The organism is Nonomuraea sp. IBHARD001 (assembly GCF_056106265.1).
Genome location: NZ_JBWBBW010000002.1, coordinates 4363544 through 4383359, shown reverse-complemented (window position 1 = coordinate 4383359; position 19816 = coordinate 4363544). Strand labels below are relative to the sequence as shown.

Annotated in this window: 26 protein-coding genes; 14 read left to right on the top strand and 12 right to left on the bottom strand. The window is 71.7% G+C overall.

From position 1 onward, the window contains the following. Positions 1–684: a HEAT repeat domain-containing protein gene (locus ACTWNK_RS22095; RefSeq protein WP_474306363.1), complete on the bottom strand. Its 684-nt coding sequence runs from the start codon at positions 682–684 to the stop codon at positions 1–3. A 179-nt stretch (positions 685–863) separates the two neighbouring features. Here ACTWNK_RS22095 and ACTWNK_RS22090 point away from each other — a divergent pair, with 179 nt between their 5' ends. Beyond that, positions 864–2267, top strand: a complete 1404-nt coding sequence (locus tag ACTWNK_RS22090; RefSeq protein WP_474306362.1) for a CBM96 family carbohydrate-binding protein — start codon at positions 864–866, stop codon at positions 2265–2267. Between the two features lie 5 nt (positions 2268–2272). Further along, positions 2273–3244 carry a TolB family protein gene (locus ACTWNK_RS22085; protein ID WP_474306361.1) on the top strand — a complete coding sequence of 324 codons (972 nt, stop codon included), beginning with the start codon at positions 2273–2275 and terminating at the stop codon, positions 3242–3244. Here ACTWNK_RS22085 and ACTWNK_RS22080 read toward each other — a convergent pair. Then, on the bottom strand, positions 3227–4051 hold the full coding sequence (locus tag ACTWNK_RS22080; RefSeq protein WP_474306360.1) for an NAD-dependent epimerase/dehydratase family protein: 825 nt from the start codon (positions 4049–4051) through the stop codon (positions 3227–3229). The two genes, ACTWNK_RS22085 and ACTWNK_RS22080, sit on opposite strands and share 18 nt — an antisense overlap. 98 nt (positions 4052–4149) lie before the next feature. On the opposite strand from ACTWNK_RS22080, the gene ACTWNK_RS22075 reads away from it, so the two are divergent. Together ACTWNK_RS22075 and ACTWNK_RS22070 are read left to right on the top strand one after the other, a co-directional pair. Further along, positions 4150–5322 (top strand): DUF4062 domain-containing protein, encoded by a 1173-nt coding sequence (locus ACTWNK_RS22075; protein ID WP_474306359.1) that lies wholly within the window; start codon positions 4150–4152, stop codon positions 5320–5322. Positions 5323–5333: 11 nt separating this feature from the next. Beyond that, positions 5334–6017 carry a hypothetical protein gene (locus ACTWNK_RS22070; RefSeq protein WP_474306358.1) on the top strand — a complete coding sequence of 228 codons (684 nt, stop codon included), beginning with the start codon at positions 5334–5336 and terminating at the stop codon, positions 6015–6017. On the opposite strand, the gene ACTWNK_RS22065 is transcribed toward ACTWNK_RS22070, so the two are convergent. Together ACTWNK_RS22065 and ACTWNK_RS22060 are read right to left on the bottom strand one after the other, a co-directional pair. Next, complete coding sequence (locus tag ACTWNK_RS22065; protein WP_474306357.1) at positions 6001–6633, bottom strand: NAD(P)-dependent oxidoreductase; 633 nt, start codon at positions 6631–6633, stop codon at positions 6001–6003. The two genes, ACTWNK_RS22070 and ACTWNK_RS22065, sit on opposite strands and share 17 nt — an antisense overlap. Next, positions 6630–7532, bottom strand: a complete 903-nt coding sequence (locus tag ACTWNK_RS22060; protein ID WP_474306356.1) for an EamA family transporter — start codon at positions 7530–7532, stop codon at positions 6630–6632. The genes ACTWNK_RS22065 and ACTWNK_RS22060 overlap by 4 nt, the downstream gene beginning before the upstream one ends. Before the next feature lie 79 nt (positions 7533–7611). Between ACTWNK_RS22060 and ACTWNK_RS22055 the strand changes: the two genes are divergently transcribed. Further along, complete coding sequence (locus tag ACTWNK_RS22055; protein WP_474306355.1) at positions 7612–8499, top strand: LysR family transcriptional regulator; 888 nt, start codon at positions 7612–7614, stop codon at positions 8497–8499. Here ACTWNK_RS22055 and ACTWNK_RS22050 read toward each other — a convergent pair. The 4 genes from ACTWNK_RS22050 to ACTWNK_RS22035 form a co-directional block, all read right to left on the bottom strand. Next, the gene (locus ACTWNK_RS22050; protein WP_474306354.1) at positions 8496–8822 is read right to left on the bottom strand and encodes an ArsR/SmtB family transcription factor; all 327 of its coding nucleotides are present in this window, start codon (positions 8820–8822) and stop codon (positions 8496–8498) included. The two genes, ACTWNK_RS22055 and ACTWNK_RS22050, sit on opposite strands and share 4 nt — an antisense overlap. After that, positions 8819–9265 (bottom strand): SRPBCC domain-containing protein, encoded by a 447-nt coding sequence (locus ACTWNK_RS22045; protein WP_474306353.1) that lies wholly within the window; start codon positions 9263–9265, stop codon positions 8819–8821. The genes ACTWNK_RS22050 and ACTWNK_RS22045 overlap by 4 nt, the downstream gene beginning before the upstream one ends. A gap of 76 nt (positions 9266–9341) precedes the next feature. Beyond that, positions 9342–9824 (bottom strand): Clp protease N-terminal domain-containing protein, encoded by a 483-nt coding sequence (locus ACTWNK_RS22040; RefSeq protein ID WP_474306352.1) that lies wholly within the window; start codon positions 9822–9824, stop codon positions 9342–9344. Between the two features lie 3 nt (positions 9825–9827). Continuing rightward, positions 9828–10058: a hypothetical protein gene (locus ACTWNK_RS22035; protein WP_474306351.1), complete on the bottom strand. Its 231-nt coding sequence runs from the start codon at positions 10056–10058 to the stop codon at positions 9828–9830. 107 nt (positions 10059–10165) lie between these two features. Between ACTWNK_RS22035 and ACTWNK_RS22030 the strand changes: the two genes are divergently transcribed. Continuing rightward, positions 10166–10897, top strand: a complete 732-nt coding sequence (locus ACTWNK_RS22030) for a TetR/AcrR family transcriptional regulator (RefSeq protein ID WP_474306350.1) — start codon at positions 10166–10168, stop codon at positions 10895–10897. A gap of 4 nt (positions 10898–10901) precedes the next feature. Here ACTWNK_RS22030 and ACTWNK_RS22025 read toward each other — a convergent pair whose 3' ends face one another. Beyond that, positions 10902–11465, bottom strand: a complete 564-nt coding sequence (locus ACTWNK_RS22025; RefSeq protein ID WP_474306349.1) for a YdeI/OmpD-associated family protein — start codon at positions 11463–11465, stop codon at positions 10902–10904. Further along, a complete protein-coding gene (locus tag ACTWNK_RS22020) occupies positions 11462–11875 on the bottom strand; it encodes a VOC family protein (RefSeq protein ID WP_474306348.1) in 414 nt (137 codons plus the stop codon). Before ACTWNK_RS22020 ends, ACTWNK_RS22025 begins: the two co-directional genes overlap by 4 nt. 163 nt (positions 11876–12038) lie before the next feature. Here ACTWNK_RS22020 and ACTWNK_RS22015 point away from each other — a divergent pair, with 163 nt between their 5' ends. Further along, positions 12039–12413, top strand: coding sequence for a hypothetical protein (locus ACTWNK_RS22015; RefSeq protein WP_474306347.1), 375 nt, complete (start codon positions 12039–12041; stop codon positions 12411–12413). A 93-nt stretch (positions 12414–12506) separates the two neighbouring features. Here ACTWNK_RS22015 and ACTWNK_RS22010 read toward each other — a convergent pair whose 3' ends face one another. Continuing rightward, positions 12507–13094, bottom strand: a complete 588-nt coding sequence (locus ACTWNK_RS22010) for a helix-turn-helix domain-containing protein (protein ID WP_474306346.1) — start codon at positions 13092–13094, stop codon at positions 12507–12509. A gap of 108 nt (positions 13095–13202) precedes the next feature. On the opposite strand from ACTWNK_RS22010, the gene ACTWNK_RS22005 reads away from it, so the two are divergent. Continuing rightward, positions 13203–14069, top strand: coding sequence for an MBL fold metallo-hydrolase (locus tag ACTWNK_RS22005; protein WP_474306345.1), 867 nt, complete (start codon positions 13203–13205; stop codon positions 14067–14069). Here the strand turns inward: ACTWNK_RS22005 and ACTWNK_RS22000 are convergent. After that, the gene (locus ACTWNK_RS22000) at positions 14002–14688 is read right to left on the bottom strand and encodes a DUF6000 family protein (RefSeq protein ID WP_474306344.1); all 687 of its coding nucleotides are present in this window, start codon (positions 14686–14688) and stop codon (positions 14002–14004) included. The genes ACTWNK_RS22005 and ACTWNK_RS22000 overlap by 68 nt on opposite strands. Positions 14689–14798: 110 nt before the next feature. Here ACTWNK_RS22000 and ACTWNK_RS21995 point away from each other — a divergent pair, with 110 nt between their 5' ends. The 6 genes from ACTWNK_RS21995 (at position 14799) to ACTWNK_RS21970 (ending at position 19760) form a co-directional block, all read left to right on the top strand. Then, positions 14799–15305, top strand: a complete 507-nt coding sequence (locus ACTWNK_RS21995) for an N-acetyltransferase family protein (protein WP_474306343.1) — start codon at positions 14799–14801, stop codon at positions 15303–15305. A gap of 7 nt (positions 15306–15312) precedes the next feature. Then, positions 15313–16287 (top strand): helix-turn-helix domain-containing protein, encoded by a 975-nt coding sequence (locus ACTWNK_RS21990; protein ID WP_474306342.1) that lies wholly within the window; start codon positions 15313–15315, stop codon positions 16285–16287. 114 nt (positions 16288–16401) lie between these two features. After that, the gene (locus tag ACTWNK_RS21985) at positions 16402–17730 is read left to right on the top strand and encodes an FAD-binding oxidoreductase (RefSeq protein ID WP_474306341.1); all 1329 of its coding nucleotides are present in this window, start codon (positions 16402–16404) and stop codon (positions 17728–17730) included. A gap of 35 nt (positions 17731–17765) precedes the next feature. Further along, positions 17766–18326 carry a CGNR zinc finger domain-containing protein gene (locus tag ACTWNK_RS21980; protein WP_474306340.1) on the top strand — a complete coding sequence of 187 codons (561 nt, stop codon included), beginning with the start codon at positions 17766–17768 and terminating at the stop codon, positions 18324–18326. Positions 18327–18429: 103 nt separating this feature from the next. After that, complete coding sequence (locus ACTWNK_RS21975) at positions 18430–18879, top strand: VOC family protein (RefSeq protein ID WP_474306339.1); 450 nt, start codon at positions 18430–18432, stop codon at positions 18877–18879. 26 nt (positions 18880–18905) lie between these two features. Further along, positions 18906–19760, top strand: coding sequence for a pyridoxamine 5'-phosphate oxidase family protein (locus tag ACTWNK_RS21970; protein ID WP_474306338.1), 855 nt, complete (start codon positions 18906–18908; stop codon positions 19758–19760). Positions 19761–19816: the final 56 nt, after the last annotated feature.

The following is a 19816-nucleotide window of genomic DNA, read 5'->3' as shown; positions in this document are numbered from 1 at the left end:
TCACCCGGGCCCGCCTCCTTCGCCGAGCGCCACGGCGCGCTTGGCCTCCTCGATCGCGAACTCGAACCCGGCGTCGGGGTCGAGCAGCAGCCGCTCGGTCGCGAGGGCGTGCGCGCGTACCTTCGGGTCGGTGTGCGTGCTCGCGTCGCGAAGCGTCGGCACGATCACGTCGCCGAGGCCGATCATCGCCCTGCTCAGGCTCAGCTGCGTCTGCCGCGAGCCGCGCCCGAGCTGCGTGGCCAGCATGACGGCCAGCCCGGCGCGCTCCTCCTCCGGCGCCATGGCGACCCCCGCACGCCAGGCCGCCCGCGCCACCTCCTCGTCGGCGTCCGACACCAGCGCCTGCGTGATCACCGGCCACGCCCGGACGTCGCCGAGCTTCGACAGCGTGTGCAGCGCCTGGCTGCGGGCCTGCGAACGCGTGGAGCCCACCTCCCGTACCAGCAGCGGCACGGTCAGGTCGGCCGGGTGGCGGGTCAGCGCCCACGTGAGCATGTCGCGTACGAAGAACTCCGGCTCGACGGCCGAGCGCTCGACGAGCGCGGCGACGTAGCCCGGGTCCGGGGTCGTGCCCACTCCCATCGCCGCCCGCAGCCGCACCGACGAACTGTCGTCCTCCAGCGCCAGCAGAGCCTTACGTGTGTCCGTCGTCTGTTCGGTCGTCGTCTGTTCGGTCCTGGTCATGGTGACCACCTCCTCCCCATCAGTGAACAGCTTGACACTGTGACAAGGTCAAGCTGTGGCTCCGGGTGCCTCGAACGTGGGCCGCCCCTTCACCTGCCGTACGCCTGCCGCTCCTCGGGTGCTCATCCGGGCGACCTATCGTCCGGATGCCCCCCAGGCCGGCAGCAAGGAGCAGGCGTATGTTCCGAGGCAGAAGCATCAGCGCCATCGTGGCGGCGACCGTCGTGTTCGCCGCGGTCACCCTGGCCCAACCACCGGCCAGCGCGGCCACGGCCACCTTCCAGCCCGTGGCCGACACCTATGTGGACAACAGCAGCACAGGCACCAACTACGGCTCCTCGAGTCAGCTCGGCGTGGACAACTCGCCGGTCAAGCGCACGTTCCTGCGCTTCGACGTCACCGGGATCACGTCGGCGATCACCTCGGTCAAGCTGCGCGTGCACACCGACTCCGTCAGCGGCGCCGAGAGCGACAACGGCGGCCTGTTCAGGGCGGTCAGCAGCACCTCCTGGTCCGAGAGCGCCACCACGTGGAACAACCAGCCCGCCGTCGACGGCGTCACACTGGGCTCGCTCGGCTCGGTCGCGGCCAACACCTGGTACGAGCTCGACGTGACCTCCTATGTGAGCGGCAACGGCCTGTACTCCATCGGCGCCACCTCCACCAGCGGCAACGGCGCCGACTACGACTCGCGCGAGAGCGGCGCCACGACCGCGCCGCAGCTCGTCGTCACCTACGGCGTCACGCCCACCCCGACGCCCACGCCCACGGTCACGCCGCCCGCGGGTGACGTGCTGGTCGGCGCGGGCGACATCTCCAACTCCGGCTCGGGCGACTCGGCGACGGCCGCCCTGCTCGACGCCATCCCCGGCACCGTCTTCACCCTCGGCGACAACGTCTACGACAACGGCACGGCCTCGGAGTTCTCGACGTACTACAACCCGACCTGGGGCCGGCACAAGGCGCGTACCCGGCCGGTCGCGGGCAACCACGAGTACAACACCTCGGGCGCGAGCGGCTACTACGGCTACTTCGGCGCGGCGGCCGGCGACCCGGCCAAGGGGTACTACTCCTACGACATCGGCTCGAACTGGCACGTCGTCGTGCTGAACTCCAACTGCTCGGCCGTGGGCGGCTGCGGGAGCAGCTCGGCGCAGGTCACCTGGCTGCGCGCCGACCTGGCCGCCAGCAGCAGGCCATGCACGGTGGCCATGTGGCACCACCCGCGCTACACCTCCGGCTCCAACCACGCGCCCAACAGCTCGGTCGCACCGTTCGTCCAGGCGCTGTACGACGCCGACGCCGATCTGATCCTCACCGGGCACAACCACCAGTACGAACGGTTCGCCCCGATCAATCCCAGCAACCAGCTCGACACCACCCGCGGCATCAGGCACTTCGTCGTCGGCTCCGGCGGCGCCAGCCACTACGGCTTCGGCACCGTCCTTGCCAACAGCGAGGTACGCAACAGCACCACCTACGGCGTGCTGAAGCTGACGCTCGGGGCGAGCGCCTACACCTGGCAGTTCGTGCCCCAGGCGGGGATGACGTTCACCGACTCCGGCACCACCGCCTGTCACTGACGCGCGTGAGCTCCCTGTCCCCGCGCCTGCGCGTGCTCCTCACCGTGGTGGTCGTGCTGCTGCTGGGCGGCGCGGCCACCGGGTACACGCTGTCCCGAAGGCAGCCGCCGCCGCCCGCGCCGGCGACCGGTGTGGTCGAGGGCCCGGCGATGACCGTGCTCACCAACGGCCTGCTGTCCACCGTGGCCCGCTCCGACCCGGGCGGGCCGCGCGAGATCACCGAGGTGTCCTGCGACCGCGTCTACGCGGCGGCCACGACGGTCGCCTGCCTCAAGCCGGTCGCCGCGTTCGCCTCGACCAGCCTGGTCGTGCTCGACGAACGGCTGCGCGAGCGCAGGCGCGTGCCGCTGACCGGGTTCCCGAACCGGCTGCGCGTCTCGGCCGACGGGCGCATGGTCGCCTGGACGGTGTTCGTCGACGGGCACTCCTACGCCACGAGCGGCTTCTCCACCCAGACCGGCGTGCTCGACACCGTCAAAGGCACGCTGGTCCGCTCGCTGGAGGACTTCACGATCACCAGGTACGGCCGGCCGTACCGGAGCCTGGACGTGAACTTCTGGGGGGTCACCTTCACCGCCGACGACAACCGTTTCTATGCCACCATGGCGACGGCCGGGCGCCGCCACCTGGTCGAGGGCGACTTCGCAGCCAGGACCGTCCGCACGCTGCGCGAGAATGTGGAATGTCCCTCGTTGTCGCCCGACGGCTCCCGCATCGCCTACAAGTCGGCCGTCGGCGGCGATCCCGCCAGGGGATGGCGCCTTTCGGTGCTCGACCTGGCCACCGGGCACGTGACGGCGACGGCCGAGACGCGCAGCGTCGACGACCAGGCGGTCTGGCTGGACGGGCGCACGCTCGCCTACGCGCTGCAGACCTCCGACGGCACCAACAACACCTGGACGGTGCCCGCCGACGGGTCGGGCGCGCCGCGCCTGCTCATCAGCGGGGCCAACTCCGCCTCACCCGCCCGTCTCTGACCCCTCGTCCACGGCCCAGCCGCCATAGCCGGGCGCGGTGAACCTGCCGCCCTGGTACGGCTCGGCGAAGGCCCCGAGCCCGGCCGCGTGGTCCTCGGCGTCGTCCTGCGGGGCGTAGCCGATCAGCTGCGCGGCCGGGCTCTGCCGCCACCACGACCGGGTGTTGCGCGAGACGCCGTAGATCCGCACGTGGCCGAGCCCCGAAGGCGCGGTCAGGCAGGCCTCGTACAGCCGGGCGGCGTCCTGGTGGCTCAGCCAGGTGTGCAGGTGGCGCGGCTCGGCGGGCCTCTCCTCGAACGACCCCACCCGTACCGAGATCACCTCAAGCCCGAACCGGTCGGCGTACATGGCGGCGAGCGCCTCGCCGAAGGCCTTGGTCGCCCCGTACAGCCCGTCGGGCCTGACCGCCTCCTCGCCGTCGAGCGCGGCGCCCGCCGGGTGGAGCCCGGTGATGCGGTTGGAGCTGGTGCTGACCACCCGCCGCACCCCTTCGAGCCGGCACGCCTCGAACACGTGGTAGGCCCCTTCCAGGTTGGGCCCCTTGAGCACCTCGAAGCTCGCCTCGTCGGCCACCCCGCCCAGGTGCACCACGGCGTCCATCCCGCGCACGGCCTGCCTGACCTGCCCGAGATCGGTGAGATCGGCCCGGACGAACTCCTCGTTCGCCCCCAGCCCGCCGACCTCCCGCACATCCGACAACCGCACCCGCGCGACCCGGCCCAGCAGCGACCGGCGCAACACCGACCCGATGTTCCCCGCGGCCCCGGTGACCAGCACACGAGCGGGCAACTCCAATGATCCCGTCATGAACCCAGCAACCTATCGCACCCTGCCGGGCGGGGCTTTGGTCCCTAGGATGAACGTGTACTCGACCACTAGCCGGGGGCCGTTCTCAGGAGCCGAGGTTGATCGAGAAGCGCTACCAGGTGTTCATCAGCTCGACCCGCAGGGATCTCGCCGACGAACGCAGAGCGGTCGCCGACGCCCTTCTGGAGAACGACTACATCCCCATCGGCATGGAGCAGTTCTCCGCCGCGAGCAGGGGCGGCTGGGAGCTGATCAAACGCTTCATCGACGAATGCGACTACTACGTCGTCATCGTCGCGGCCGCCTACGGCTCCATGCTCGACAACGGCGTGAGCTACACCGAGAGTGAGTACGACTACGCCCTGGGTCGGGGAAAGCCGGTGCTCGCCTTCCTGGCCGAGAACATCGGCAGGCGTCCGGCCGACCAGCACGAGAGCGATCCGGTGCTCCGGCAGAAGGTCCTCGACTTCCGGGCGAAGATCGAGAAGGACCTGCTCCGCGGCGGCTGGAACACCGCGGAGGAGCTCGCCCGCAAAGTCGTCGCAAGCCTGCGCAAGGAGGTGCGGGACTACCCCGATCGGCCCGGCTGGATCCGCAGCGACTCCGACGTGGTCTCGTCGAGGAGCGACATCACCCAGGTACTCAGGCCCGCGGAACGACTGGGCATCAGGCAGATCAAGGTGGACGGCATCGCGGGCGAGCTGATGACCGATCCGATCAGGAACGCCGAGACCGTCCGGGTGATGTCCACCAGCGGCGTCAGGCTGTTCGAGATCTACAAGCACGCTTTCGTCGAGATGCTGGCACGCGGCGGCGAGCTGCGCGTCCTGGTGCCTGAACCCGAGGGTCAGTTCCTGCGCGACGTCGAGGCCAGCGAGTCGGAGGACGTGGCGCGCGGTGAGTCGATCTCCAACGAGATCCGGCTGGTACGCACCCGCACGACCGAGGCGCTGGCGGACGCGCGGCGTCGTATGCAGCTGACCGGCAGGACCAGGCTCGGCCGCGTCTTCATCGGGCATTTCGGTACCCACCTGCGCTCGACCATGGTGCTGTGCGACAGGACGTGGGGCTGGGTCACCCTCACCCTGCCTCCGGCCCGCGCCTCGGAGACCCCGTCGCTCGAACTCAGGAACTGCGACGACCTCCCGCTCCTGCAGACCTGCGTCCGACATTTCGACCGAACCTGGATGATCGCCCAGGAGAGTGGGCAGGTTCATCCCGTCAGCCTGCCTCCCCCTCGCACCCATCCGGTCGAGCTGCCTCCACGTTAGGAAACCGCGCCATGCCCGCTGGACGAGAGACGACCGAGGCCGAGCGGGCCTGGAACGCCAGATACGACCACGCCGCCGCGTTCATGGCGGGTCGCCGGGCGATCGGGCGGGTGCTCATAGAGGTGGCGGCCCAGCACCCGCTGGAGGCCGACGGCTCACCCGGCGAGGAGTTCGCCACCAGGCTGGAGCGTGGCGCCGAGCTGTATGGGCACTACGCCGGGCGCGGCCTGGAGGTGGAGATCTATGTGCCCGGCAGCAGGCACATGCACGACGGGCGCGCCGATCCCGTCAGCCTGAGCGAAGCGGGAACGGCCTTCCTCCTGGCGGCGGGGGTGCCGGGCGGTGTGCTGCACGGCGAGGACCTGAACCTGCGCTACAAAGGCGACCAGGGCGTCTACGGCTCGGCGGACGAGTGCTTCGTCACGGCCTCCTACTTCAAGGACGGGCCATTCGGCCATCTGGCCTGCGTGCTGTCGCCGATGCAGCTGGCCAGGAAGATGGTGCACTACCTGGAGTTCGGCGTGCTGCCGCTCGCCTTCACCGCGCCCACCGAGACGCCCTTCCACCACTTCGTCTACGAGATGCTCGTCGCCGTGCCCCACGCCATCCACGACGACAGCAGCCTGCAGGCGCCCGACTCGACCGAGGCCGTACGGCTTCGCCGGGCGCGACGGCCGCCTAGTACCCGACCGTGAAGTGCTGTTCGCCTCGGGGGTTCTCCAGTTCGTCCAGGATGGCGATCGACAGGTCCTCGGCCGTGATGTGGGAGCGGCCGTCCTGGTCGAGCAGCAGGGTGGTGGTGCCTCGGCGGTAGGAGCCGGTGCGGGGGCCGGGGGCGAGGAGGGCGGGTGGGCTGAGGTAGGTCCAGGCGCCGGGGTGGGCCTGGCAGGTCCGCAGCTGGGCGAGGCTGGCGGCGGCGATGGGGCGGATGTCGGCGGGGACGTAGGCGGGGGAGTCGAGGACGAGCAGGTCCGGCCGGCCGGGCACGGTCAGGGGGGAGGCGCCGCCGACGACGAGCAGCCGGGCTCCGGCCGAGGTCGTCGCGTGCAGCAGGGAGGTCGTGGTGGTGGTGACGTCGTGCTCGCGCCCGGCGGCCGGGCGGGTGGCGGCGACGACCGCCTCGGCGCCTGCCAGCAGCCCGGCCAGATGAGCGGTGTCGTCGGCGTCGCCCCGTACGGCGATCACCGGGGCGGGCAGGGAGGCAGGACGCGGCCCGCGGTGCACGGCGACGACGTCGTGGCCTCTGGACACGGCTTCGGCCACGACACGGGAGCCGACCATGCCGGCGGCTCCGACAACGGCGATCTTCATCGAGAAATCCTTTCGGGAGAACGTGCGGGAAGCTGACTGGCGACGATCGCGGCCAGGGCGAGCGCGAACCCGGCCAGCTGCTGCGGCCCGAGCGTCTGGCCGAGCAGTACGGCGCCCAGAACGGCCGCGACCAGCGGCGACAGCAGGGTGAGCACCGCGACGGAGGCGACGGGCAGCGTGGAGAGCCCGCGGAACCACAGGGCGTAGGCGACCAGCCCGCCGACCAGCCCCAGCCACAGATAGCCGAGCACGGCGCCCGAGTCGATCGAGGCGGGCACCCCCTCGAACGCGAAGGTGATCGGCACCAGGAACAGCCCTCCGGCCGTGAGCTGCCACCCGGCGAACGCGGTCGCGCCGACGCCTTCGGGCCGCCCCCACCGCTTGGTGAGCGTCACGCCGAGCGCCATGGTGACCGCGCCGCCGAGCCCGGCGACGACCCCGGCGGCGTCCAGCGAGGCCTCGGGCCCGATCACGACCAGCCCGACGCCCGCGACCCCGGCCACCCCCCACGCCAGCTGCCGCAGCGACGGGCTCTGCCCGAGCACCACGACGGCGAGTACGGCGACGACGAGCGGCTGGGCGGCGGCCAGGGTCGCGGCGACGCCGCCGGGCAGCCGTTCGGCCGCGTAGAACAGCAGGGGCAGCAGCAGCCCGATGTTCAGCACGCCGAGCACCGCCGCCTTGCCCCACCAGGCGCCGCGCGGCAGTGTCCGGGTCAGCGCGAGTGCGATCAGCCCGGCGGGCAGCGCCCGCAGCAGCCCGGCGAACAGTGGATGGCCAGGCGGCAGCAGTTCGGTGGTGACGACGTAGGTCGTGCCCCAGGTCAGAGGGGCGATGGCGGTCAGCGCGACACGCGGCAGAGCGCCCAGGCCCGTGGCGGGAACAGGGGGACTTGTCATGCCGGAAGTCTCGCCGCCGGACAATCAATGAGTCCAACACATGTTTGTCAGCGCATCGATCGTGATAGACGATAGATAGATGGAACTCCAGCAGATGCGCTACGTCGTGGCCGTCGCCGAGACCAACAGCTTCACCCGGGCGGCCGAGCGCTGCCTGGTCGTGCAGTCGGCGCTCAGCCACCAGATCGCCCGCCTGGAGCGCGAGCTCGGCGCCAGGCTGTTCGAGCGCACCAGCCGAAGGGTACGGCTGACGCCCGCCGGTGAGGCGTTCCTGCCCGCAGCGCGCCAGTGCCTCGACGCAGCCGAACGGGCGACGGCCGAGGTGGCGGCGGCCGTGGGGGAGGTGCGCGGCAGGCTGGCCGTCGGCCTGATCCCCACCGTCGCGGCCGTCGACGTGCCCATCGCCCTGCGCGACTTCCGCAGGCGCTTCCCACACGTACGCATCGGCCTGCGGGTGGGCGCGAGCGAGGACCTCGTCGAGCAGGTCGTCCAGGGCTCGCTCGACGTGGCCTTCCTCGGCATGCCGACCACCGTGCGCCCGCACGGCGTGGCCGTACGTGAGCTGGCACGCGACCGGCTCGTCGCCGTGCTCCCGCCGGACCACCCGCTGGCCGCGGAGGCGTCGGTCGACCTGCGTACCCTGGCCCGCGAGGTGTTCGTCGACCTGCCCGCGGGCACGGCCGGGCGCGTCCAGTCCGACCAGGCGTTCGCCGCCGCCGGGCTGGTGCGCGACGTGGCGTTCGAGGTGACGACGGCGGACTTCATCGACAGGCTCGTCGGGCCGGGACTCGCCGTCGCGATGTTGCCCGCCGCCTACGCGCCACGGCTCAGCGGTGTGGTCACGGTCGCGGTGTCCGACGCGCCGGCCCGCGTCGAGTACGCCGTGTGGAGCCGCTTCGCCCCCACACCCGCCGCCTGCGCCTTCCTCGGCGTGCTCGGCCTGGTCGAAACCGAGGCCGAGGCCTAGTGCGCCTCCCGCTCGGCCGCTTCCGCGATCCGCTTGACGGCGGCCAGGCGCCGGTCCCAGTCGGCCGCGAGCGCCGCCATCCACCGCGCCGTGGCATCCAGCGCGGCCGGCCGTACGGCATAGCGGACCTCGCGGCCCACCCTGGCGCCGACCACCAGCCCGGCGGCGTCCAGGACGGTCAGGTGTTTGACCACCGCCTGCCGTGAGACGGGCAGCTGGGCGGCGAGCGTGGTCGCCGTGGCCTCGCCACGGGCGGCGAGCAGGTCGAGCAGCTGCCGTCTCGTCGGGTCGGCCAGGGCGACCAGGACTTCGTCGACCGTCACACGGAGGGCTTCTCGGCGCGGACCTTGAAGCCGCCGAGGACCTCGGGCCAGCCGCCGGTGTTGTCCTTCAGCGCCTGGGCGCGCAGCTCCTGCGACCCGGCCAGCGAGGCGAAGCCGCTCTCGACGACGCGCAGCCGCGTGCCGCCCTCCTCCGGCGTCAGCGTGAACTCCACCAGCGTGCTGTTGTCCTCGCTCACCTCCTGGCCGGGGAAGGCGCTGGCCCAGCGGTAGGCGATGTAGGTCGGCGGGTCGACCTTCTCCACGCGCACGGGGAACTCGCCGTACTGGGCGTTGCTGGCCACCAGCGACTCGCCCTCCTTGGCCACGACGCCGCTCACGGTGCCTTCGTCGGCCACCCAGAAGCCGGGCTCGGTCACCAGCGACCACACCCGCTCAAGGGAGGCGTCGATCAGGGTGTCGCGCTCGATGCGGTCCTCGCTCATGAGGTACTCCTTCGACTCGGATACGTCGGTCTATGTGCAACTCCACAGTTGCACATAGGGCACCCGACATGCAACCTCAGGGTTGCGCGAGCGCCGCCCGACGGGTGCGTTCGCGCAGGTCGTCACGGTCGACGGCGGCCAGCGCCAGCGCGCGCGGCACGGTGCCGTGCTCGGCCTCCAGGATGCCGAACAGCAGATGCGCGGCCCGCATGTCGCGCTTGCGCGCACCGAGTGCGATGCCGCGCTCGATGGCCAGCTTGGCGCTCGCCCCGAGCTGGGGCCGCCGCTCGGGATCGCCGGTCGCGGCGGGGAAGGCGTAGGCGGCTCGCGACACGCCCGCCACGCCGAGACTCCGGTCGAACTCGCGCTCAAGGGCCTCGCGTATCGCCTCGCCGTCAAGCCCGGCCGAGGCCAGCAGCGGCTGGGCCGTGCCGTCCGGCTCGGCGGCCACGCCCAGCAGCATGTGGTACGCCTCGATCGTGGCCGAGCCGTCCTTCAGCGCCTCGGCGCGGCCGCGCTCCAGGATCGCGTGCAGGTAGATGTCGAATGCGGCGGGCATCGCTCAGCGCCTCCTCAGCGTGACGCCTGCGGCGATGAGCCGTTTGGCGTGCTTCTTGTGGACCGCCTGACGGGTGACCCCGAGCGCCTCGGCGACCTGCGGCCAGCTCCAGCCCTCACGCATGGCCTGCTCGACGACGGCGTCCTCCAGCTGGTCGGCCAGGCGCCGCAGCGCCACCACGGCCGCGAGCCCGTCGGCGGGTTGCGAGGAGGCGGGATTCTCAACAGCGGACATGCAAGCAACTCTAGTTGACTAATCGCCGCCTGGCGAACCTCACTCACTGTACGCAATTGCGCACGCCGTACTCTAGACTGGTGGCGACAACAGAGAGGAGACCTGCCATGTCCACCGGCGACCAGCCCATTCCCTCGGTGTGGGCCCGGCCCGCCCGCAAGAAGGAGCAGCCCGCGCTGAGCCGCGAGCGCATCGTCGCCGTCGCCGTCGAGCTGCTCGACGCCCACGGGATCGACGCGCTCAGCATGCGCGGCCTCGGCACCAGGCTCGGCGCGGGCGCCACCTCCCTGTATCGCCATGTCGCCAGCAAGGACGAGCTGATCGAACTCGTGGTCGACGAGGTGTACGGCGAGCTGGTCGTGCCCGAGGACGTGCGGGCCGACCAGTGGCGTGAGGCGGTGAGCGCGTGCGCGCTGAGCCTGCGCGCGATGGTGCTGCGCCATCCCTGGGTGGCCTCGGTGCTCGGACAGGTGGGCCTGGCCGAGCTCGGCCCCAATCTGATGCGCCAGAGCGAGCGCATGCTGGCGGTGTTCACGGTGGCGGGCTTCCCGCCGGGGGAGGCGGCCCAGGCGATGAACACCCTCATCGCCTACGTCATCGGCATGACCACCAGCGAGGCCGCCTATCTGTCGATGCTGGCCCGCAGCGGCAAGAGCGAGGCCGACTGGGCCGACAGCCTGCGCGCCACGGCCGAGCGGGCGTTGCGGGAGCACCCCATGCTGCGCGAGGGCCATGCCGCCCTGCAGGAGGGCGACCTGCGCGGCGCCCGCGAGAGCGGCTTCCACTACGGCGTCGAGCGCATCCTCGACGGCCTGGAGACCAGGCGGCCCACCGCCTGAGCCCTCAGGTCAGGGCGGCGAGCAGCTTGGCCAGCCTGGCCGCGCGCACCGCGGGCGTACGCGACTTGAGCAGGGGCAGGACGGCGAGGTAGCGGCCGGTCCTGTCCATCGCCTCGAAGCGGGCCCGCGCCGCCTCGTCGGCGTCGAGCGCGGCCTGCAGATCGGGCGGCACGACCGCGTTGCGCTGGGAGGCGTAGGCCGTCTCCCACCGGCCGTCGGCCTTGGCCGCCGCGACCTCGGCCAGCCCCGCCGGGCGCATGCGACCCGCCGCCTCCAGCGCCTCGACCCGCTCGACGTTGATCAGCGACCAGGAGCCCTTGGGGCGGCGCCTGGAGTACTTCTGCAGGTAGTGGTGCTCGTCGTAGGTACGGCGCAGGCTGTCGATCCAGCCGTGGCACAGCGCCACCTCAAGGGCCTGGACCACGGTGATCGTGGGCCTGGGCGCCCCCTTCTTGGAGATCTTCAGCCAGGCCCCTTCGGGCTCGTCGTGATGCTCGCCCAGCCAGTCCTCCCACTGGGCGACGTCGTCGAAGACGAGGATCGCGTCCTGCCGCGGCGGCGTCGTCACCGGCTCGCCTTGAGGATCGTCAGGTAGTGCTCGTTGTACATGACGCCGAGCACGTTGCCGAACGGATCGACGACCGACGCGGTGACGAACCCCTCGCCCCTCCTGGTGACCGGCTCGTGCGGCGTCGCCCCCAGCTCGACCAGGCGGGCGACGGCGGCCTCGATGTCGTCGACGTGCCAGTAGGCGATGGAGCCGCCCGGCGTCAGGGCGTGTCCCGGCGGGGCGAACGCACTGTCGATGAGGCCGAACTCGTGCTGGTAGTCGCCGATGCGGTACTCCAGGTAGGCGGGCCTGCCGGACGGGCCGGGGACGCTGAAGTACGGCTCGACGCCGAACAACTCGGTGTACCAGGTGGCGGCGAGGTCGAGGTCGGGGGCGTAGAAGCTGGTGGTGGACAGGCCACGCAACATGGTGGTGCTCCGTTCGTTCGTCCTGCGGTGCGGTGTGAGACAAACGGTATGAGCCATTGAGGAAGCTCCGGTTCCTCAATGCAAGTGCATGCCATCGGCCGTCATCCAAAAGTGGGCGTACGCCGAAATACGGGGTGTTCCCTCCATCAAGGAAAGGTGCATCGTGTCGGATACGATCACAAAAGACCCGGCCCCGGTGGCGCTGACCACCGAAGAGGCCAACGAGCTCGTCGCCTGGGTCAGGGCGGACGAGCAGAGGGCGTGGGAGTACGCCGCCTCCCTCGACCGCGACCCCCGCCTGGTCGTCGCCCGCCTGTTCCGGCTGGAGCCGGCCCAGCGTGCCGGCCTGTCGCGCGTGGGCCTGGAACGTGCCAGGAGCACCTTCGCCCCCGTGGCCAGGGCCCTGCGCGAGGGCGACGACATCACGGTCACCGTACGCAAGGTGGCACAGGTGGCCGCGTTCACCTGCTCCTTCAGCGCCAGCGTCGAGTCCTCGGGTGGCAAGACGTCGGTCCGCATCGAGGCGTCCGTCGGCTGACCTGCGACCGGCCGACGGCTCGCCGTCGGAGACGGGGGCGGCGCTTTGCCCCACCATCGGCATGGTGGTGGGGCAAAGCGCCCGGCGTCAGGCTCAGGCTCTGCGCGAGATGACCATGATGTAGGCGCAGGGGGCGTCCGTCCGGTTGGCGAAGCCGTGGTCGGCGTCGGCCTGGAAGAACAGGGAGTCGCCCGCGTCCAGCGTCTCGCTGATGCCGCCGATCGCGACCGTGAGCGTGCCGTCGAGCACCACGAGCTGCTTCTCCGTACCCGGCGGATAGGCGGGCAGCAACCCGGTGGAGACCCGGGCGGGCAGGTGGTGGGCGATCATCTCCGATCCGCCCGCACCCGGGGCCGCCGACACGATGTGCCGCTCGAAGCCGGTCTCCGGGTCGCGGAAGACGGGACGGTCCTTCCTGCGCATGACGATGGCCACACCGGGCGCGGCGGCGGCAGGCGCTCCGACCAGGTCGGAGAGGGACGCGCCGAGCGCATGGGCGATCTTGGACGCGACGCCGATCGTCGGGCTCTTCTCGCCTCGTTCGACCTTGGACAGCATCGCCCGGCTGACCGCCGACCGCACCGACAGCTGCTCCAGCGTCAGGCCGGCCTCCTCGCGGCGGCGCCGCACATTGGCGCCGAACGCTCCGGCCAGGTCGTCACCGTGCTGTGGTTCGGCCACCGTGCTCCTCGATCGTGTGGGTACCTCGCTGCGCTGGGCACAGTGTACGGTTTCTTCTAAAGGAGATTCGGTCTCCTATTGAAGACACGCGATCCGGTGGAGGTTCCCATGCGTTTGGTCTCCGGTGGCAGGCACCATGCCATCTTCGAATTCGGCGATCTTCAGGTGATCTCGTTGCGGGACGGGTACATCGACATGCCCGTCACACGGCTGCGCGACGAGGACGGGTGCGCGCTCGCCGAACTGCCCGCCGCCGTGCCGCTGGCGGGCGAGAACCTGCGGCTTTCGGTCAACGCCTTCTACGTCACCGACGGCGCCCGTTCACTTCTCATCGACACCGGCGCGTCCGACGCCTGGCACGACCCCACGATGGGACTGCTCAACGACGCGCTGGAGGAGGCGGGCGTCGACCGAGGGCAGATCACCGATGTGGCCATCACACACCGGCACGAGGACCACGTGAGCGGCCTGATCGCACCGGGCGGGTCCGAGGCGTTCGCCGGGCTTGAGCGCGTGTGGATCGGCGCGGGCGACGCCTCGGTGTTCACCGGCCGCCTCGCACCGGTCCGCGACCGCGTCGTGCCCGTGTCGCAGGAGGTCGCGATCAACGCCTGGACGACCGCGATCCCGACCCCCGGCCACACACCCGGCCACACCGTCTACGACGTCAGCGGCTCCGCAGGCCACCTTCTCGTCTGGGGCGACACCGTCCACGTGCCCACCCTGCAGTTCGAGCGGCCCGACATCACCTGGGAACTCGACGGCGACCAGCCCCAGGCCCGCGCCGCCCGCGCCGCCCTCCTGCGCCGCCTGACCCGGCCCGCCCACTACGTGGCGGGCGCCCACCTCGACTCACCCGGCATCGCCCGCGTCTCCGCCTCGGGCGAGGGGTACGCGTTGGAGTACATCAGGCCGGAAGGTCGTCCGCATGGGGGCGCGGAGCCATCGCCTCGATCTCCGCGCACAGGTGGGTGATCGTGCGGTGGCAGGCGGCGGGGTCGGTGTCGGCGAAGGCGGAGGCCTGCCACAGGCCGTTGTCGAGGAAGCGGCGGGCATGGTCGGTGCCGAGGCGCTCGTCGAGGTGGAGCAAGGCGCCGATCGCGGTGTCCTGGTCGAACCGGCAGTCGGTCAGGGGCAGATAGTGCTCCAGGTAGCGGGCGAGCACGGCGGCGTCCTCGTGGCGGCCGAATCGCGCGAGGGCGATGCAGTACCCGCCGCCCGCGTAGGGCCCGGCGCTCTCCAGCAGCAGCTCGCTCAGGGCCTGGCGATAGCGCATGCGCCGGTCGATGGCGATCAGCCAGGCCGCGGCCAGCGACGGCCGCCACCCGCAGGCCAGCAACCGGTCGAGATCGGCGTCGCTGATCTTCCGCGCGTCGCGGACCATGGCGCGCCTGAACCGGCCGTTCCAGGTCTCGACCTGGTCGCCCATCAGGCGGACATACCGGGGCAGGCCCCACGTCCAGCCCATGACGTAACGCCGGAGCAGCAGGGCATTGGCGAGGGCGAGATCGGGGACGGGGCGCGTATTGGTGCCGAAGACGTGACGCAGGAGCTCGTCGTGCTCGCGGTCGGAGCTGTCATCCGGCTCGGCCATGTCACCTGTCCTTCGTCGTGCGCCGGTGGTGATGCCGCGACCCTACGCCGGGAAGGGAACCGGCGCTCCCCGAATACCCCTCCGCGTGGCCCGCGCCGTACAGTCGCCCCATGGGCGGGGTGGTCACGATCAGGGAGGCCGTGCGCGGCGACGGTGGTGTGCTGGGGGAGATCCACGCGCTCTCCTGGGGGCGCTCGCACGGTCCGCTGTGTGCGCCGGGCGTCGCCGCCGCCGGGGTCGAGGAGCGGCGCGGCAGATGGCACGACCTGCCGGACGAGGACGGCGTCACACTTCTGCTGGCGTTCCTGGACGAGCGTCCGGGCGCTTTCGTGCGGTTCGGGCCCTCTGCCTCGCGGGCGGGGCTCGCGGAGATCCACACGCTGTTCGCCCATCCGGACGTGTGGGGCAGCGGCCTGGCGGCGGCGCTGCTGGCCGAGGCCTTGGGTCGGGTGCGTGCGGCGGGGCACGACGGGGTGCACCTGTGGACGCTGCGGGACTCGCCCCAGGCCAGGCGTTTCTATGCCAAGCACGGCTTCGCCGCGACCGGCAGGCAGCACGCGCACGACTTCGGCGAGGGCCCCGCGCTGGCGCTCGTCGAGCTTGAGCTCACCGGGTGAGGGCGGCATGGGCTGGTGGCACGTCAATGCCGACACCCTCGCGCGCAGCAGGTTCGTGATCTCGCCGCTGGCCGAGACCACCGCCAGGCTGATGGCGCTGAACACCGCCAGGGCCGAGCACCCGGCCGATCGCCTCTGGCTCGAACGCCACCTGCCCGCCTACCGCGCCGTGCTGGCCGCCGACCCCGGGGCCGCCCTGCTGGTACGGCTGGCCTTCGGGCGCAGGTGGGTGGCCGACTTCATCACGCCGACGCCGCCGGGTTCCGGCGATGCGGACTTCGAGCGGGAGATCGCCGTCGTACGCGCCACCTCCGCCGAGCGGGCCCGCGCCGATCTCGAGGTCGCCTCCCGTGCGCCGCTGCCCGAGTCGATGCTGCGCGAGGACCTGCCCGGCCTGGCCGCCGACCTGCTCACCTGGGTCTGGCAGGAGTGCGTGCAGCCGTACTGGCCGCGTACCCGGCGGGTGGCCGAGGCCGACATCCTCGCGCGTACCTCGCGGATGGCCGGGCACGGGTGGGCCGGGGCGCTCGACGGCATGCGCTCGGGCGTGCGCTGGCTGGGGGAGAACCGGCTGCAGATCAACACCCACGACTACCCGCCGAAGGCGCTGGCCGGGGCCGAATTGATGTTCGTACCGGTCACGGGCGGGCACGGCTGGGCGTCGTGGGACGGCACCGGCCGCTACGCGCTCACCTATCCGTGCTCGGGCGCGCTGGCCGCCTCCGACCTGGCCGAGGCCGCGCCGCTCGCCCTGGCCAGGCTGCTCGGCCGGGCCCGCGCCACGATCCTGACCCTGCTGGACACCCCGTTGAGCACCTCGCAGCTCACCGCCCTGAGCGGCCAGGGGCTCGGCTCGGTCGGCGGCCACCTGCGGGTCCTGCTGGAGGCCGGCCTGGTACGGCGTCGCCGGGCGGGCCGCTCGGTCCTGTACTACCGCACCGAGGCGGGCGAGACGCTGATGCGCGCGGCCGCCACCCCCTGACTCCCGCGGGCCCGTTTTTGTCGGTGCCACATGATGTGATGAGCAGGTCGAGAACGAGCCGGCCGTTCCGACCCCCTCTCGCCTTTCCCCTTCCTCGCCAAGGAGCGTTTCACCATGTCCTCATTCGCCTCGCTCGCTTCCGGCCGACGTCTTCGCCAGGCTCTTTCGGGCCTGGTGCACGAGCCGGGCGGTGCGCACTACGACGAGCAGCGCCGCGCGCTGTATCCCACACTCGACCCGCGCCCGGCCGTGATCGTGGAGGCGGCGGGCGTCGCCGACGTACGCAGGGCCGTGCTCGCCGCCTCAGGACGTGGCCTGCCCTTCGCCGTGCAGGCCACGGGGCACGGCACCCATGTCGCCTGCGACGGCGGGCTGCTGCTGAAGACGGCCAGGATGGGCGCCGTCGTGGTCGATCCGGTCAGACGGGTGGCCAGGGTCGGCGCGGGTGCCCGCTGGGGTGAGGTTCTGGCCGCCGCCGCGCCGTTCGGGCTGGCGCCGCTCTGCGGTTCCTCCTCCGACGTCGGCGTGGTCGGCTACACACTGGGCGGCGGGCTCGGCTGGCTGGGCCGGGCGCACGGCCTGGCCGCCGACAGCGTCACGCGCGCCGAGGTCGTCACCGCCGACGGCGACGTGCTCGTGGCCACGCCCGAGCGCCATCCCGAGCTGTTCTGGGCGTTGCGCGGCGGCGGCTCCAACTTCGGTGTGGTGACGTCGCTCGAGTTCAAGCTGTACCCGGTGTCGAGCGTGTGGGCGGGCATGGCCACCTTCGCCGCCGAAGGCGCCGCCGACCTGCTCGGCGCCTACCGCACGCTGATGGAGCAGGCGCCGGGCGAGTTGAGCACCGCCGTACTGATCCACCGTCTGCCCGGCACCGGCGACGTGCCCGAGGACTCGCGCGGGCGCAGGGTGGTGAGCGTCAAGGCGATGTACGCGGGCGACGCCGAAACCGGCACGCGCCTGCTCGCGCCGCTGCGGCGGGCGGCGGGAGCGGCCCTGCTCGACACGTTCGCCGAGATGCCGTTCGCCGACGCGGCCATGGGCGGCACCGCGGCCAGGCATCTCGACCTGCTGACCGGCCTGCCGGACGCGGTGATCGACATCCTGGTGCGCACCGGCGAGCAGTCCTCGGTCGAGGTACGCCACTGGGCGGGCGCCCTGGCGCTCGACGGTGAGCACACCGGTTCGGCCGGGCACCGCGACCACGACGTCTCGGTGATCGTCGATGCGCCGCCGCCCGGTCTGGCCGATGCGTTGCGTCCGTATGCGACCGGCGGTTCGTTCCTCAACTTCGTGGCCGACCAGTCCCGCACCGCCGACGCCTACACCGCGCCGAACCTGCGCCGCCTGCGCGCGGTCAAGGCGGCCTACGACCCCGGCAACGTCTTCGGCCTGATCCACAACATCGCCCCGGCCCAGCCCTGGTACGACAGCCAGCGGGCCTAACGCCGCGAGCATCGTTCACCCGTTAGGTTGGAAGGATGCTCGTCCTAGATTTCGTCAGTACGATCCGTGCCGACCGCCAGGGCCTCGTCGACACCCTGCCCGACGCCGAGGCGCTCACCGCATGGGCGCGCACGCACGCGCCCGGCCTCGCGGACGAGGACTGCACCGAGACGCAGTGGCGTGAGGCGATACGTCTGCGGGCGGCGATCAGGGCGCTGTTCGCCAGGGCCGTCCATCCGTCGACGCCGAGCCTGGCCGACTCGGCCGCGCTGCCGCCCTTCGAGCAGGCGCTGGAGCAGGTCAACTCGGCCGCGCTCGCCGTGCCCTCCGCGCTTCGGCTGGCGTGGGACGCGCAGGGGGCGCGGGCGGAGGCGGTGGCGGTGGGGCCGCGGGAGGCGCGGCTGACGGCGGCGCTGGCGGGGGCGGCGGTGGAGTTCCTGGCCGGGCCGCAGGCGGGGGAGCTCAGGGCGTGTCCGGCGCCGCGCTGCGTGCTGTATTTCGTCAAGGAGCACCCGCGTCAGGAGTGGTGCTCGACCGGATGCGGCAACCGGGCCAGGGCGGCCAGGCACTACCACACCCACAAGAACGAAGGGTGACACAGGTCACTATTTTCTAACGGCAAAACGGGCTCTCATCCGTTAGATTGGTTCGTGTCGCAACGAACCAAGAGTTCGTGTCGCAACGAGCCAAGGAGTGAGCATGCCCGGCGCCTTCCAGACCGGCCACATCGGCCTCAATGTCACAGACCTCGACGCCTCCCTGCACTTCTACCAGCGCGTTTTCGGCTTCGACCTGGCCGGGCGGTCGGGGGACGCCGACAAGGACTACGCCTTCCTCGCCCAGGACGGCCGGCTCGTGCTCACGCTGTGGCGGCAGAGCGCGGGCGGCTTCGACACCGGGAAGCCGGGCCTGCACCATCTGTCGTTCCAGGTCGGCGACCTCAGCGAGGTGAACGCGGCCGAGCAGGTGCTGCGCGAACTCGGCGCGCGCATCCACCACGGCGGCATCGTCCCGCACGGCGAGGGCGCCTCCTCCGGCGGCGTGTTCTTCGACGACCCCGACGGCATCAGGCTGGAGATCTACGCGCCCAACGGGGCAGGCGAGCGACCGGCTCCCGGCGGCGCGGCCCCGACCTGCGGCTTCTTCTAGACGTTCGCCTACACGGGGGTCATGTCATGGAGCACATCGGAGAGACGATCGTCCAGCGCCGCCTGGGTGTGCGGGCCGGGGCCTGGGGGTCGGCGCGTACCAAGGGGGAGATCCCCGAGGTGGCCGCCGAGTTCCTGCGTGCCAGACGCCTGCTCGTCATCGGCGCGAGCGACGACGAGGGCCGGATGTGGTCGGCGCCGCTGACCGGGCCCGAAGGGTTCGCCACGCCGCTCGACGAGCGTACCGTCCTGGTCGCCGCCGAGCCCGCGGGGCCGCTGGCCGGGGCCTTCGCGACCGAACGGCCGATCGGCATGATCGCCCTGGACGCCGCGACCCGGCGGCGCATGCGGATCAACGGCCGGGCCCGCGCGACCGGGGACGGGCTGCTGGTGCGCACCGAGCAGGTCTATGCCAACTGCCCGAAGTACCTGCAGACCAGGACGCCGATCGCCGACAGCCCGCCGGTCGCGACCACGACCACGACCGCCGACGCGCTCGGCGAACACCAGGCCGCGCTGATCGCCGCCGCCGACACCTTCTTCGTCGCCACCCATGCCGAGGGGTTCGGCGCCGACGCCTCGCACCGGGGCGGTCGTCCCGGGTTCGTCCAGGTGCTCGGCGAGCGGCGGCTGGCCTGGCCTGACTATGTCGGCAATTCGATGTACATGACGCTCGGCAATCTGGAGCTCGATCCGGGCTGTGGGCTGCTGTTCCTCGACTACGACACCGGCTCGGCGCTGCAGGTGAGCGGGCGGGCGAAGGTGGAGTGGGACGAGCCACGCCGGGTGGTGCTGGACATCGAGTCCGTCGTCGAGGTCGCCGGCGCCTTCACCCTGCGCTGGGCATTCGGCGACTACTCACGCCACAATCCACCCGTCTGACCCTGCTTTCTCGCGCTTTCTTATGCTTTCTCGTGCTTTTCAACCCTGCGGCCCAG

Excerpts from the sequence above, each read along its gene's own strand:
- ACTWNK_RS22095 (WP_474306363.1), bottom strand. The coding sequence starts at position 684 with ATGACCAGGACCGAACAGACGACGACCGAACAGACGACGGACACACGT.
- ACTWNK_RS22055 (WP_474306355.1), top strand. The coding sequence starts at position 7,612 with ATGGAACTCCAGCAGATGCGCTACGTCGTGGCCGTCGCCGAGACCAAC.
- ACTWNK_RS21995 (WP_474306343.1), top strand. The coding sequence starts at position 14,799 with ATGGGCGGGGTGGTCACGATCAGGGAGGCCGTGCGCGGCGACGGTGGT.
- ACTWNK_RS22060 (WP_474306356.1), bottom strand. The coding sequence starts at position 7,532 with ATGACAAGTCCCCCTGTTCCCGCCACGGGCCTGGGCGCTCTGCCGCGT.
- ACTWNK_RS22030 (WP_474306350.1), top strand. The coding sequence starts at position 10,166 with ATGTCCACCGGCGACCAGCCCATTCCCTCGGTGTGGGCCCGGCCCGCC.
- ACTWNK_RS22090 (WP_474306362.1), top strand. The coding sequence starts at position 864 with ATGTTCCGAGGCAGAAGCATCAGCGCCATCGTGGCGGCGACCGTCGTG.
- ACTWNK_RS22080 (WP_474306360.1), bottom strand. The coding sequence starts at position 4,051 with ATGACGGGATCATTGGAGTTGCCCGCTCGTGTGCTGGTCACCGGGGCC.
- ACTWNK_RS22035 (WP_474306351.1), bottom strand. The coding sequence starts at position 10,058 with ATGTCCGCTGTTGAGAATCCCGCCTCCTCGCAACCCGCCGACGGGCTC.
- ACTWNK_RS21970 (WP_474306338.1), top strand. The coding sequence starts at position 18,906 with ATGGAGCACATCGGAGAGACGATCGTCCAGCGCCGCCTGGGTGTGCGG.
- ACTWNK_RS22040 (WP_474306352.1), bottom strand. The coding sequence starts at position 9,824 with ATGCCCGCCGCATTCGACATCTACCTGCACGCGATCCTGGAGCGCGGC.
- ACTWNK_RS22005 (WP_474306345.1), top strand. The coding sequence starts at position 13,203 with ATGCGTTTGGTCTCCGGTGGCAGGCACCATGCCATCTTCGAATTCGGC.
- ACTWNK_RS21985 (WP_474306341.1), top strand. The coding sequence starts at position 16,402 with ATGTCCTCATTCGCCTCGCTCGCTTCCGGCCGACGTCTTCGCCAGGCT.
- ACTWNK_RS21975 (WP_474306339.1), top strand. The coding sequence starts at position 18,430 with ATGCCCGGCGCCTTCCAGACCGGCCACATCGGCCTCAATGTCACAGAC.
- ACTWNK_RS22070 (WP_474306358.1), top strand. The coding sequence starts at position 5,334 with ATGCCCGCTGGACGAGAGACGACCGAGGCCGAGCGGGCCTGGAACGCC.
- ACTWNK_RS22045 (WP_474306353.1), bottom strand. The coding sequence starts at position 9,265 with ATGAGCGAGGACCGCATCGAGCGCGACACCCTGATCGACGCCTCCCTT.
- ACTWNK_RS22020 (WP_474306348.1), bottom strand. The coding sequence starts at position 11,875 with ATGTTGCGTGGCCTGTCCACCACCAGCTTCTACGCCCCCGACCTCGAC.
- ACTWNK_RS22065 (WP_474306357.1), bottom strand. The coding sequence starts at position 6,633 with ATGAAGATCGCCGTTGTCGGAGCCGCCGGCATGGTCGGCTCCCGTGTC.
- ACTWNK_RS21990 (WP_474306342.1), top strand. The coding sequence starts at position 15,313 with ATGGGCTGGTGGCACGTCAATGCCGACACCCTCGCGCGCAGCAGGTTC.
- ACTWNK_RS21980 (WP_474306340.1), top strand. The coding sequence starts at position 17,766 with ATGCTCGTCCTAGATTTCGTCAGTACGATCCGTGCCGACCGCCAGGGC.
- ACTWNK_RS22000 (WP_474306344.1), bottom strand. The coding sequence starts at position 14,688 with ATGGCCGAGCCGGATGACAGCTCCGACCGCGAGCACGACGAGCTCCTG.